The organism is Longimicrobiales bacterium (assembly GCA_035764935.1).
GTDB lineage: Bacteria > Gemmatimonadota > Gemmatimonadetes > Longimicrobiales > RSA9 > DASTYK01.
In genome coordinates this window covers 1-12,207 of record DASTYK010000109.1, presented here as the reverse complement: position 1 = coordinate 12,207, position 12,207 = coordinate 1, and the positions used below count along the sequence as shown (strand labels likewise).

The following is a 12,207-nucleotide window of genomic DNA, read 5'->3' as shown; positions in this document are numbered from 1 at the left end:
TGCTCGATCCGATGCGGCATGGCCAGCCCGCTGCGCGGGGCGCGCCCCAGCACGTCCAGCGCGAGCGATACCGCGGCATCACCGATCGCGTGCACGACGCTGGCCAGTCCCGCCGCGGCCGCACGGGCGACGAGCTGCTCGAAGCGCCTCGGCTCGAGCACGCGCATGCCGGTGTCGTCGCTGTCCTCGTAGGGCTCGCGCATCCAGGCCGTGCGTGAGCCGAGTGCGCCGTCCAGGAACATCTTGATCCCGCCGACGCGGAGCAGTCCGTCGCCGAATCCGCTGCGCAGGCCGATGCCGATGATGTCGTCGAGCTGCTCCACCGGCAGGTGCTGCAGCACACGCAGGTCGAGTCGCTGCTGTGCGCGCAGTGCCTGCAGCACGAGCAGCGGCGGCATGTTCTGCATGTGCACATTGGGAAACGCGTGCACGCCGGTGATACCGAAGCGGTGGAGCACCTGCTGCGCATCGGCGACCGCGTCCATCACGGTGTCGACGGACGGTGCAGGCGCGGCGCGGTTGACGAGCTGCGCGGCGTACTCGAGCAGAACGCCCGTCGCGCGACCGGTCTCGTCGCGCACGATGCGCCCGTTCGGCGGGTCCGCCGTGTCGTCGGTGATGCCGGCACGCTGGAGCGCGGTGCCGTTCACCCACAGCGCGTGCATGTCGTGGCTCTGCAGGACGACCGGACGGTCGGGCACGGCCCGGTCCAGCAGCGCGCGGTCCGGGTAGGCGCCCCCCCAGCGGTGCGGGTTCCAGCCGGTGCCGCGCACCCACTCGTCGTCGGGACGCTCGGCTGCGTGGCGCGTGACCGCGTCGACGATCGCCTCCGGCGACTCCGCCACCGACAGGTCCGCCATGGTGCGGGCGAGCGCCCACTCGATGAGGTGGATGTGCGCGTCCGTGAGACCCGGTGTGATCACACCGTGCAGGCGCAGCACCTGGGTCGGGTCGAGTCCCTCGCGCAGCTCGCTGGCGCGCCCGGTCTGCAGGATGCGATCGCCGCGCAGCAGGAGGGCATCGGTGTGCGGCTCCGGATCCGGGGCGAGTGTGTGCACCCGGTCGGCAATGAGAAGTCGCACACGCGGCTCGACCATCGACTGCTCCGCTCCTTGCGCGAGAGGTCCCGGGGGCTCACAGTTGGCGGCCCAATCCTACGAGCGGTCGGAGCAGCGCGCAAACCGGTAGCGGCGGGCGGTGCGGGCGCGTTACACAGCGGAAAATCGATGGAGTACATACACAGCGACGAGAGACTCGAAGCGCTCGCCGGTCAGTTGAGCGGTGCCGGCCTTCTCGCAATCGACACGGAAGCGGCCGGTTACCACCGGTACCACGACCGTATCTGCCTGTTTCAGGTTTCCACCCGGACGGACACCTGGGTAATCGACACACTGGCGGTCTCGGACATCGCGCCACTCACGCCGCTGCTCGCCAGCGATGCGGTCGAGGTCGTGCTGCACGACGCCGACTACGACCTCCGCCTGCTCGCGCGCGACTACGGCGTTCGCATCACGCACCTGTTCGACACCAAGCTGGCCGCGCAGCTGCTGGGCGAGCCGCAGATCGGGCTCGCGAGCCTGCTCGAAAAGCACGTCGGCGTGAAGCTCGACAAGAAGCACCAGCGCGCGGACTGGGCGCAGCGGCCGCTGCCCCGGGACATGATCGCGTACGCGGCCGAGGACACGAAGCACCTGCCCGAGCTGCGCGACGTGCTGCGTCGCCTGCTCGAGCAGACCGGTCGGCTGCACTGGGCCCACGAGGAGTTCGAGCTCCGGGTGCAGGTCGATGCCGCGGCCGCCAGCAGCGACCCGGATGCGTGGCTGCGGCTCAAGAACACGCGCGACCTGAAGCCGCGCCAGCTCGCTGCGCTGCGGGAGCTGCACGGCTGGCGCGAGGCGACAGCCGCCGAGCGCGACGTGGCTCCCTTCCGCGTCATCGGCAATGAGACGCTCGTGGAAATCGCCCGTCGCCTGCCGGAGCAGGTCGATCAGCTGCGCGGCATTCCGGGGCTGAGCGATGCGCTGATCCGCCGTCGTGGCGCCGCCGTGATGGACGCGGTCGCGCGCGCACGCGCGCTGCCGGAGCGCGAGCTCCCGGTGCGGCCGCGCGGGCCCGGCCGCCCGCCGCCCGACCCGTCCTTCGACGCGTGCGTCGAGCGGCTGAAGGCGGTACGCGACAGGGCCGCAGAGCGGCTCGGCCTGGAACGCGGCTTCCTGATGCCCCGCCAGCAGCTCGAGGACGTTGCGCGCGCGCGGCCCCGGACACCGGCGGCGCTGCGGGACGTGAGGGACATGCGCGCCTGGCAGGTGGAAGCGCTGGGCGCGGAGCTGATCGAGGCGCTGGTGGAGTGTTGAGCCGGAGGGTCCGACCGGCCGGTGGCGTGTGTTCGGCTGGCTGGCGGAACCGCGACTACCCCTGCCAGGGGTCGAAGCCGAACGTCAGGTAATCGTTGCCGCGCGCATTGACGTCGTCGATCATCCGGTCGATGTCGGCGAGCGTCTCCTCCCGTTCACCCGCACCCGCTGCCGCTGCACGGATGGCCTGCAGCAGCGGTTCGATCTCCTTCGGCTTGAGCAGCACGTACGCGCGCGGCGCATTTTCATCGCCGCGCGCGAGGATCACCAGGTCGACGAGGTCTGTCTCCTGGGATATCTTCCACACGTCGGCGGTCTTCTTGAGCAGCTTGTCCGCGACCTTGACGTCGCCGTGCATCGCGCGCACGAGCTTCTGGACCTCGCGGTCGCCCGACTGGCCGCGCTGCCGGGCGAGACGGCGCGCAAGCACGTCAGCAGCCGCGTCCTCGCGTCGTTCCACGGCACGTGCGAGCAGCTCGCCGACATAGGCGTAGATGCCCAGCACGAGAGGGACGGGGTCGAGGACGATGCGCATGGCGGACTCCGTTCGAGTTGACTGCGACGCTTTCGCGCGCCGACCGCGAACCGTAGGATGTGGCAGGTCGCAACGCGCGTCAAATCCCGATGGAGGAGGAATGTCGAGAGGCTGGCGGATGGGAGCGGTGGCGCTCCTGGCAGTGTTGAGCAGCGGGTGTGTGGACTCCGGGCTCCCCGGAAAGAACCTGCCCCTGGACGTCGCCCGGTTCCGTGAGTGGAGCTACCCGCTGTACCAGGAAGCCGTCCAGCCGTCCGGGCTGCCGGACCTGGTCAGCTTCGACCAGGGCACCTGGGCGCTGCAGGCCGCGACGCTGGCCGAGGCCGGCCTGGAGAGTGCCCTGCAGCGCAACCCACAGCTGCTGCGGCCGGTGTCGGGCGGCGAGGCGCAGTTCCTGGCGCTGTCGTGGGATCAGCCCCCGTTCGACCGGCTGTTCCTGCGCGCCCCATCCGGACTGCGCACCTACGAGCGCGTGTACTGAGGCCGGCGCCTCCGGAAACCCGTGGGCGCCGCTGCGCGTACGGTTCTGAAACAGGAGGCATCACATGTTCGAGCTGATCGGTCTTCTCGCGGCGGGTACCGCTGCAGGGTTCGGATACATCAGGTCACGCGCGTTCGTCAGTCACAGGCTCCGCTACGTGGATGCTGCGCACAGGCCGTCCGCGCCCGTGATCGCAGGGCTCGCGGCGACGGCCATTGCAACACCCGTGGTGTGGGCGCTCCCGATCGTCGGTGCGGGCACGGCGCTCGTGTTCGGCGCGGCGGTCGGGCTGGGCACGCGGGCTGGCGCGAAAGAGACGGAGCTGGCGTAGGAGCGGCGAATTCGGTTTTCAGTAACCGGAGCGGCGCCTCGATCGTTCGGGGCGCCGCTCGTGCGTTGCGGCCGGTCGCGTCCCGGCGCCTGCCTAAGGCCGCCGCTGCGCGGAGCGACCCACCGGAGCGCGCGCCGCATCATCCGCCCAGCCATCGAAACGGACGGCATCGCCGACGCGGATCACGCCGCCGGCGACGATCGTCCCGAACACGCCGCCGCGCCACTCCGGCTTCATCGCTTCGCGCAGACCGGGCAGCGCTTCATCCATGCGCTCGCAGGGCCGGGTCTCGCCGCGGATGTCGATCACGCATTCGCCGATGCGCAGCAGCCGGTCCCGGCTGTTCGCGAGGGGCACACCCGAGATCATGAGGTTTGCGCGCCGGCTCGAAGGGTCCAGCTCGCCGCCGGTCTCCGCCATCAGCCGCTGCCAGGCCTCTTCCTCGATGATCGTGACCTGCCGTCTCCCGTTCTGGTTCGCGTTGCCCAGGATCCCGCGGTTCTCGACGAGCGTGGCCTCGGCGACGGCGTCCATCGGGCCGCGTCGCATGCGCTTGATCCAGATCGCGCGCAGAACGCCGGCTGCGTCCTCGGCCCGCTGCTGATCGCTCACGCGCGCCGCAGCCGGTCGAAGAACTCCCTGCGCACCCTGGCGACCTTGGGTGCCACGACGAACGTGCAGTACGGCTGGTTCGAGTTCCGCTCGTAGTACCGGTGGTGCTCCGCCTCGGCCGGATAGAACGCGCGCAAGGGAACGACCTCGGTCACGATCGGCGCATCCCAGGTGCCTTCACGCTCGAGCCGCTCGATGGCGGTGCGCGCCGCGTCCGCCTGCGCATCATCGTGGTACAGGATGATGGAGCGGTACTGCGGCCCCACGTCGTTGCCCTGGCGATCGGGCGTCGTGGGATCGTGGATGGTGAAGAAGACATCGAGCAGGTCCGTGTACGAAATGCGCTCGGGATCGTACGTGATCTGCACGACCTCGGCGTGCCCCGTGCGGCCCGTGCACACCGAGCGGTAATCCGGGTTTTCGACGTGCCCGCCCGCATAGCCCGACTGCACATCGAGCACGCCGTCCAGCTCGACGTAGGCAGCCTCCAGGCACCAGAAGCAGCCGCCGCCCAGTGTGGCGACTTCGCTTGCCATGATTCCTCACTTGTGGCAGGTCCTTCTCCCTGTCCAACTTACCGCCTCACTCGGGCGGATGCACAGGGCGTTACGGGATGCTACACCACGCGGCAGACACCGCGCGCGAGACCTCACTGAAGCGCTACGCCTGGCTCTCGATCGCGGCGGCGATCGCAACGATCGGGCTCAAGGGCGGCGCGTGGCTGGTCACCGACTCCGTCGGCCTGCTCTCCGACGCCGCGGAATCGCTGGTCAACCTGATCGCGGCCGTGGTCGCACTCTACGCGCTGGCGGTCGCGGAACGACCGGCAGACGACGAGCACGCGTACGGTCACACCAAGGTCGAGTACTTCTCGAGTGGCTTCGAGGGTGCACTGATCCTGGTTGCCGCCGTGGCAATCGGGGTTGCGGGATTTCAGCGGCTGCTCGATCCGCGACCCGTCACGGACCTGACGATCGGCGCGACCGTGGCGCTGGTCGCCAGCGCGATCAACCTGGTGGTCGCGCGCGTGCTGCTGCGCGCCGCGCGGCGACACGGATCCATCGCGCTGGAAGCGGACGCGAAGCACCTGATGACGGACGTGTGGACGTCGATCGGAGTGGTCCTCGGGCTGGTGGGCGCTTCACTCACCGGCTGGGAGATCCTCGACCCGCTGCTCGCGCTCGCAGTGACAGGCAACATCCTCTACATCGGCGGTTCCCTGCTGCGACGCTCGGCCCTGGGACTGCTCGACACCAGCCTGAGCAGCGAGATGCGCACCCGCATCCTGGACGTGCTCGACGATTACGAACGGCGTGGCGTGCACTACCATGCGCTGCGCACACGCCAGGCAGGCGCCCGCCGCTTCATCTCCTTCCACGTGCTGGTGCCCGGCGAATGGACGGTGCAGGAGGGTCACGACCTGCTCGAGCTCATCGAGGAACGCGTGCGCAGTGCCGTGCCCAACAGCACCGTGTTCACGCACCTCGAGCCGATCGAGGACCCCGTCTCCTTCGAGGATACGCGGCTGGAACGGAAGAAACCGGCGGGCCCGTCAGGGTGAGAAGCCGGCCCGCAGTGTGAGCAGCGGCGCGTGCTCGATCGTGGGCGACGCGCTGCGCGTCGAGCCCGACGCCTCCTCCACCAGCACCGGCGGGAAGCCGCCGTCGCCGAATACCTTGGACCAGGTCATCGACGGCTGCACCCAGAAGCGGCCACTGCCGACCCGCACACCCGTGTGTGCAAACCAGCCGGCGGTCGACATGGCGTCATCGACGTCCAGCGAGTTCCACTGCCGGTGCGCCGCGCTGTTGTCGTTGCGGAGTGCGACGCCGCCACCGACGAACGGCTGGAGATCGACGCTGCCGACGGTCTGGGTCAGGCGCGCGGTGAGCCCGCTGGGCGCGCTCGTCCGCGTGGCGCTGCTGCCGGTCGCATGATCGACCTGCACGCCGACCACCAGGTCGAGACCGGTGCGGGCGTCGCCGGCCAGCGTCCACACCCCGAGCACGGAGGCACCCAGGTACCAGCCGCGCTCCTGCTGCCGCAGGTCTTCCACCCCTGGATCGGGCCGGCCGACGGCCGCCTGGGCGACAAGCCGCACGCGCGAGAGCAGGCCGAACGAGCCGCCGGCACCGACGGCCGATGCGCCGTTCTTCGGCCGCACCATCAGCATCTCCAGGCTGCCCGCCGGCGCGACCTCGTCTACGGGAAAGAGCAGCATGCTGGGCGACTGCGCCGCCTCCTGCTCCACGATGGACTGCGCCGCGGCCGGCACGGCGACCCCCAGCAGCAGGAGAACGGCGAACGCTGTTCGAATCGACATCGGGCCTCACGCAGACGACGGAGAGTCTTCAGCGCCGGATCCGCCCACCGCGGGCGGCTGCGTGGTAGCAGGAGAGACCTGCGCAGCGGCTGCTGGTGGGGAACGTCTGAGAGCTAACTAGCGTGACAACTTTTGAACGGCGGGTTGTGGGCGAGAGGGGGCGCGCTTGCTTCGCTCGCGCTGCGAGAGGGGTGGTGGACACTGCGGGATTGACGGCGGGCGGCGGGCGGTGGGACACCGGCACAGGCACCCGGGAGAAGCGACGCCGGCTCGCTCTGCCCACCGGCCCTGCTGGCACGTGCCCGGGCGCGAGCGCGTGCGCGCCGACTCTGCCCGGACGGGGCGCTTGGGGGTGGCTGGGCGAAGCGGCCAGGCGCACGCGCCCGGGCACAGGCGTGCTACGCGGGCGAGTGCAGCGACGCGCCGCTTTCGGCGTCGAACAGGTAGACGCGGTCCAGGTCGATCAGGAGGCGGATGGGGCTGTCGGGCTCGGGCAGCGGCTGCGGGGGAACGCGTGCGACCAGCTCGAGGTCGGCTGTGCGGGCGGACAGGACGATCTCGGCGCCCATGGGCTCGACGACGTCCAGCCTGGCATCGATGGGCGCGCTGCTGGCCGGGGTGATGGGGCCGCCGTCCACGTGGAGCGATTCGGGACGGAGGCCGAGCACCGCCTGGCCGCCCATGCCTGCACCATTCGCCAGCGGGATGACGAGGCCTCCCTGCTCGGCACGGAATGTTGCGCTGCCCGCCTGCTGCTCGATGGTGCCGCGGATGAAATTCATGGCGGGGCTGCCGACGAAGCCGGCGACGAACTGGTTGGCGGGTCGTTCGTAGAGCTCGAGCGGGGTGCCGATCTGCTGGACTTCGCCCGCGTTCATGACGACGATGCGGTCGCCGAGGGTCATGGCCTCGACCTGGTCGTGCGTGACGTAGACCATGGTGGTGCCGAGGCGGCGGTGCAGGCGGGCGATCTCCTTGCGGGTCTGCACGCGCAGCTTTGCGTCCAGGTTGGAGAGCGGCTCATCGAACAGGAAGACCTGCGGCTTGCGCACGAGCGCGCGCCCGAGCGCTACGCGCTGGCGCTGTCCGCCGGAGAGCTGGCGCGGCTTGCGGTCGAGCACGGGTGTGAGACCGAGGATGTCTGCTGCGTCGCTGACGCGCCGGTCGATCTCGCTCCTGGTCTCGTTGCGGAGCTTCAGTGCGAAAGCCATGTTGTCGCGCACGGACATATGCGGGTAGAGCGCGTAGTTCTGGAAGACCATCGCAATGTCGCGCTTTGCGGGCGGGACGTCGTTCACGACGCGCTCACCGATGCGCAGCGTGCCGGACGTGATGGACTCCAGGCCCGCGATCATGCGCAGCGTCGTGCTCTTGCCGCATCCGGACGGGCCGACGAGCACGACGAGCTCGCCGTCGCTGATGTCGAACGTCGCGTCCGCGACTGCGACGAAGCCGTTGTCGTAGACCTTCCGCACCCCGTCGAGACTCACCCTGGCCATACGACCTCGCGCACATGAGCGAACTGCAGTTTCCCAAGGGCTTCCTGTGGGGCGCCGCGACGTCGGCGCACCAGATCGAAGGCTCGCCACTGGCGGACGGCGCCGGCGCGAGCAACTGGTACCGCTTCGAGCACACGCCCGGCAACACCGCGTTCGGTGAGACGGCCGATGTCGCCTGCGACCACTACAACCGGTGGGCGGAGGACGTGGCGCTGATGCAGGAGCTGGGGCTGCAGGCGTACCGCTTCAGCGTCTCGTGGAGCCGTGTGCTGCCCGAGGGACGCGGCGCCGTCAACCGCAGGGGACTCGACTTCTACGAGCGGCTGGTCGACGCTCTGCTGGAGCGTGACATCACGCCGAACCTGACGCTGTACCACTGGGATCTGCCGGCCGCGCTCGACGACCGCGGCGGGTGGCTCAACCCGGACGTCGCGCACTGGTTCACGGACTACGCAAGCGTGCTGTACGGCGCACTGGGCGACCGCGTACCGATGTGGGCGACGCTGAACGAGCCGTGGGTCGTCGTGGACGCCGGGTACCTGCACGGCACGCACGCGCCGGGTCACCGCAGTCACTACGAGGCGCCGATCGTCGCGCACAACCTGCTGCGCGCGCACGGGCAGGCGGTGCAGGCGTTCCGCTCCGACGCGAAGACGGGCGTGATCGGCATCGTCGTGAACCTGGAGCCCAAGGTGCCAGCGAGCGAGCGTGCCGAGGACGTTGCGGCGACGCAGCGTGCCGACGCGTACATGAACCGGCAGTTCCTCGATCCGGTCGTGCATGGCCGCTACCCCGCCGAGCTGGCGGACGTCTTCGGCGACGCGTGGCCGCGGCACAGCGACGAGGACATGGCACTGATCCGCCAGCCGCTCGATTTCATCGGGATCAACTACTACAAGCGCGGCGTCACGCGGCACGACGACGCGGCGCCCCCGGTGCGGGCGAGCCTGGTCCGCCAGCCGCAGAACCCGCACACCGTGCTCGGCTGGGAGTGGGAGGTCTATCCCTCTGCACTCACTGACCTGCTGCTGCGGGTGAAGCGGGACTATGGCGACACGCCGCTCTACATCACGGAGAACGGCTCGGCGTTCTACGACCCGCCGAAGGTCCGCGACGATGCCGTGCACGACCCCCTGCGCGTGCAGTATCTGCACGACCACCTGCTCGCGGTGCATGCCGCAATCCAGCAGGGCGTCGACGTGCGCGGCTATTTCGCCTGGTCGCTGCTCGACAACTTCGAATGGGCCGCCGGCTACGGTCCGCGATTCGGCATCGTACACGTGGACTTCGAGACGCAGGCCCGCACGCCCAAGACGAGCGCGCGGTTCTACTCCGAAATCATCCGCAGCAACGGCGGTGCGCTCGATCATGCGGGCCGCGGCTCGTAGCGCGGTCCCACGTCGCTGCCGAGCCGCACGTGCACGTGGTGCGCACGGCCATCCGGCTCGATCGGGATGACGACGGCGCGGTCGCGCACCGTAAGCGAGGCGTCGTCCAGCGTCGCATGCGTCCGCTCCGCGCCGTTCTCCACGCTGATCTCGTACGTCGTCGCACGGTCCGGCAGCCGGTAACGGATGCGGAAGCCGGGCCAGCCGGCGGGGATGCACGGCCGGAGCAGCAGCTCGCTGCCACGGTGGATCGTGAGGCCCAGCACGGACTCGAGCGCGACGCGGAACATCCATCCAGCGGAGCCCGTGTACCACGTCCAGCCGCCACGTCCCACGTGCGGCTCGACACCATAGACGTCGGCGGCGATGACCCACGGCTCGACCTTGTAGACGTCCACAGCGTCGCCCGTGCTGCCGTGGCTGACCGGGCTGAGCATCTCGAGCAGGCGCGCCGCGCGCTCGGTGCGCCCCGCCTCTGCCAGTGCTCGCACGCCCCAGAGCGCGCCGTGCGTGTACTGCCCGCCGTTCTCGCGCACACCCGGTACATAGCCCCTGATGTAGCCTGGATCGTGCGGCGTGCGGTCGAACGCCGGCGTGAGCAGCCGGATGATCCCCTCCTCCTCGGACACCAGGTGCTGCTCCATCGCATCGAGCGCCATGCGCGCGCGCTCCTCCGGCGCTGCGCCGGACAGCACGGCCCACGCCTGCGCGATGGTGTCGATGCGGCACTCGTCGCTGGTCGCTGATCCGATCGGCGCACCGCTGTCGTAGTACGCCCGCCGGTACCACTCGCCGTCCCAGCCCGCTCCGTTCAGCGCGTGCTCGAGCTGACGGTGGTACTCGCGGTACCGCTCCGCCCGCTGCGACTCGCCGCGCGACTCGCACAGCGGGATGAAGGAATGCAGGATGTCGTAGAGGAAGAAGCCGAGCCAGACGCTCTCGCCCTTCCCTTCCCGCCCGACGCGGTTCATCCCGTCGTTCCAGTCGCCCGTACCCATGAGCGGCAGTCCATGCGCACCCGTCGTGAGCGATCGATCGATGCTGCGACAGCAGTGCTCGAAGACCGTGGCGTCCTGGTGCGACCTCTCCGGAACCATGAACGCCTCATCCTCGCCATCCTCCAGCAGCCGCGCCTGCACGAATCCGACGCTCTGGTCGAGAATCGTGTCGTCCCCTGTCGAATCGACGTAGAATGCGGTGATGTACGGCAGCCAGAGCAGGTCGTCGGAAAAGCGGGTCCGGATGCCCTTGGAAAGCGGCGGATGCCACCAGTGCAGCACGTCGCCCTCGACGAACTGATGCGCGGCGTGCAGCAGGATCTGGCGGCGAGTGAACGCCGGGTCGAGGTAGAGCAGGGCGGACGCATCCTGGAGCTGGTCACGGAAGCCGAATGCGCCGCCCGACTGGTAGAACGCGGTGCGGCCCCACATGCGGCAGGCCAGGTTCTGGTAGGAGAGCCAGCCGTTGAGGATGCGGTCGATGACGGGCGACGGCGTTTCGACCTGCACACTGTCCAGTAGATCGCGCCAGAATGCGCGCACGTTCTCGAATGCCTCATCGATCGCCATGACGTCGGTGAAGCGGTGCAGCACCGTGCGGGCAGCGCCGGCCTCGTCGCCTTCGCCGAGCAGAAACGCACACGTCGACGTCTCACCCGGCTCGATGCGCAGCCTCACCTGCCATGCCGCGCATGCATCATCACCGATCCGTTCCTCCAGCGCGTCCCGTCGCAGCGCGGAAGGTGCGGCGAGGTCGCCGCCGTCACCGATGAAGGCCGCGCGATCCGCGCACCAGTGCGTGGTCGCGCCGTCGGCCACGACGGAGGCGAACGCAACGCGGGCACTGAACTCGCCGCGCCCGTTGTTGCGCGCGAGGAGTGCGCCGGTCGCTTCATCGAAGGAGACCGACACACCGCCACGCGTCGCGGCGGCTTCGCCGCCGAGCACGAGCTGCGCGAAGCCGAAGACGGAGCAGCGGCGCGGGCGATCCGAATCGTTGCGAATCATGACGCGCACGATGCGCACGGGTTCGTAGCGCGGGACGAAGACGGTTGCTTCGCAGGCGAGGCCGTCATGGGCGTGGCGAAAATGGGTGTAGCCGAAGCCGTGGTGCACGTCGTAGCGGGTGGGCGCGGGCCGCGGCCCAGGAGCGAGTGAGTGGCTCTCGCCGCTGTCCTCGTCGCGTACCCAGAATGCTTCGCCGTGGGGATCCGAGACGGGATCGTTGGACCAGGGTGTCAGCCGGTTCTCGCGACTGTTCGCGGCCCACGTGTGGATGCTGCCACGCTCCGAGACGATGCAGCCGGCGTGCTCGTTGGCAATCACGTTGACCCATGGCAACGGCGGGAGTTGCACGCCGTCCGCGCCGCATGGAACGCGGATCACGTACTCGTCACCGGACGCGGAAAAGCCGCCGTGCCCGTTGAACATGTCGAGATCATCGGCGGCGGGTGGCTGGATGCCGGGGGGCTGTGCGTGGCCGGCAGGCAGCGAAGGCGACGGTTGCACGGAAACGCCGTCGGTCTTCCACGGTTCGTCGAACGTGACGTTGCGCAGCCAGCGCTCGGGCAGGCCGAGCACGTCCTGTGCGTCGTCGCCGCGGGCGGCCGGAGCGGCAATCACCTCGTCGGCGTCCACAGGCGATGCCACACTGTCGAGCAGGCGCTCCAGCGTGGAGGCGTCACC

Annotated in this window: 12 protein-coding genes; 5 read left to right on the top strand and 7 right to left on the bottom strand. The window is 69.6% G+C overall.

Annotated features, from left to right (window positions below):
- The coding region (locus VFU06_09125) for an amidohydrolase family protein (protein HEU5209560.1) at positions 1–1,097 on the bottom strand (1,097 nt) is incomplete at its 3' end.
- 129 nt (positions 1,098–1,226) lie between these two features.
- Between VFU06_09125 and VFU06_09120 the strand changes: the two genes are divergently transcribed.
- Positions 1,227–2,354 carry an HRDC domain-containing protein gene (locus VFU06_09120; protein ID HEU5209559.1) on the top strand — a complete coding sequence of 376 codons (1,128 nt, stop codon included), beginning with the start codon at positions 1,227–1,229 and terminating at the stop codon, positions 2,352–2,354.
- 55 nt (positions 2,355–2,409) lie between these two features.
- On the opposite strand, the gene VFU06_09115 is transcribed toward VFU06_09120, so the two are convergent.
- Complete coding sequence (locus tag VFU06_09115; protein HEU5209558.1) at positions 2,410–2,889, bottom strand: hypothetical protein; 480 nt, start codon at positions 2,887–2,889, stop codon at positions 2,410–2,412.
- 100 nt (positions 2,890–2,989) lie between these two features.
- Here VFU06_09115 and VFU06_09110 point away from each other — a divergent pair, with 100 nt between their 5' ends.
- Together VFU06_09110 and VFU06_09105 are read left to right on the top strand one after the other, a co-directional pair.
- Positions 2,990–3,370, top strand: coding sequence for a hypothetical protein (locus VFU06_09110; protein HEU5209557.1), 381 nt, complete (start codon positions 2,990–2,992; stop codon positions 3,368–3,370).
- Between the two features lie 64 nt (positions 3,371–3,434).
- On the top strand, positions 3,435–3,701 hold the full coding sequence (locus tag VFU06_09105; protein ID HEU5209556.1) for a hypothetical protein: 267 nt from the start codon (positions 3,435–3,437) through the stop codon (positions 3,699–3,701).
- 93 nt (positions 3,702–3,794) lie between these two features.
- Here the strand turns inward: VFU06_09105 and VFU06_09100 are convergent, their stop codons facing one another.
- Together VFU06_09100 and msrA are read right to left on the bottom strand one after the other, a co-directional pair.
- Positions 3,795–4,313 carry an MOSC domain-containing protein gene (locus tag VFU06_09100; GenBank protein ID HEU5209555.1) on the bottom strand — a complete coding sequence of 173 codons (519 nt, stop codon included), beginning with the start codon at positions 4,311–4,313 and terminating at the stop codon, positions 3,795–3,797.
- Entirely contained in the window at positions 4,310–4,849 is a 540-nt protein-coding gene (gene msrA / locus VFU06_09095) for a peptide-methionine (S)-S-oxide reductase MsrA (protein HEU5209554.1), read from the bottom strand. The genes VFU06_09100 and msrA overlap by 4 nt, the downstream gene beginning before the upstream one ends.
- Before the next feature lie 77 nt (positions 4,850–4,926).
- Between msrA and VFU06_09090 the strand changes: the two genes are divergently transcribed.
- Positions 4,927–5,874, top strand: a complete 948-nt coding sequence (locus tag VFU06_09090; GenBank protein HEU5209553.1) for a cation diffusion facilitator family transporter — start codon at positions 4,927–4,929, stop codon at positions 5,872–5,874.
- On the opposite strand, the gene VFU06_09085 is transcribed toward VFU06_09090, so the two are convergent.
- Positions 5,866–6,636, bottom strand: a complete 771-nt coding sequence (locus VFU06_09085; GenBank protein ID HEU5209552.1) for a hypothetical protein — start codon at positions 6,634–6,636, stop codon at positions 5,866–5,868. The two genes, VFU06_09090 and VFU06_09085, sit on opposite strands and share 9 nt — an antisense overlap.
- Before the next feature lie 398 nt (positions 6,637–7,034).
- Entirely contained in the window at positions 7,035–8,135 is a 1,101-nt protein-coding gene (gene ugpC / locus VFU06_09080; protein HEU5209551.1) for a sn-glycerol-3-phosphate ABC transporter ATP-binding protein UgpC, read from the bottom strand.
- A gap of 14 nt (positions 8,136–8,149) precedes the next feature.
- Between ugpC and VFU06_09075 the strand changes: the two genes are divergently transcribed.
- On the top strand, positions 8,150–9,523 hold the full coding sequence (locus VFU06_09075; protein HEU5209550.1) for a GH1 family beta-glucosidase: 1,374 nt from the start codon (positions 8,150–8,152) through the stop codon (positions 9,521–9,523).
- Here VFU06_09075 and VFU06_09070 read toward each other — a convergent pair.
- On the bottom strand, positions 9,502–12,207 hold a 2,706-nt coding region (locus VFU06_09070; protein HEU5209549.1), incomplete at its 5' end, for a hypothetical protein. The two genes, VFU06_09075 and VFU06_09070, sit on opposite strands and share 22 nt — an antisense overlap.

Excerpts from the sequence above, each read along its gene's own strand:
- VFU06_09120 (HEU5209559.1), top strand. The coding sequence starts at position 1,227 with ATGGAGTACATACACAGCGACGAGAGACTCGAAGCGCTCGCCGGTCAG.
- VFU06_09115 (HEU5209558.1), bottom strand. The coding sequence starts at position 2,889 with ATGCGCATCGTCCTCGACCCCGTCCCTCTCGTGCTGGGCATCTACGCC.
- VFU06_09110 (HEU5209557.1), top strand. The coding sequence starts at position 2,990 with ATGTCGAGAGGCTGGCGGATGGGAGCGGTGGCGCTCCTGGCAGTGTTG.
- VFU06_09105 (HEU5209556.1), top strand. The coding sequence starts at position 3,435 with ATGTTCGAGCTGATCGGTCTTCTCGCGGCGGGTACCGCTGCAGGGTTC.
- msrA (HEU5209554.1), bottom strand. The coding sequence starts at position 4,849 with ATGGCAAGCGAAGTCGCCACACTGGGCGGCGGCTGCTTCTGGTGCCTG.
- VFU06_09090 (HEU5209553.1), top strand. The coding sequence starts at position 4,927 with ATGCTACACCACGCGGCAGACACCGCGCGCGAGACCTCACTGAAGCGC.
- VFU06_09085 (HEU5209552.1), bottom strand. The coding sequence starts at position 6,636 with ATGTCGATTCGAACAGCGTTCGCCGTTCTCCTGCTGCTGGGGGTCGCC.
- ugpC (HEU5209551.1), bottom strand. The coding sequence starts at position 8,135 with ATGGCCAGGGTGAGTCTCGACGGGGTGCGGAAGGTCTACGACAACGGC.
- VFU06_09075 (HEU5209550.1), top strand. The coding sequence starts at position 8,150 with ATGAGCGAACTGCAGTTTCCCAAGGGCTTCCTGTGGGGCGCCGCGACG.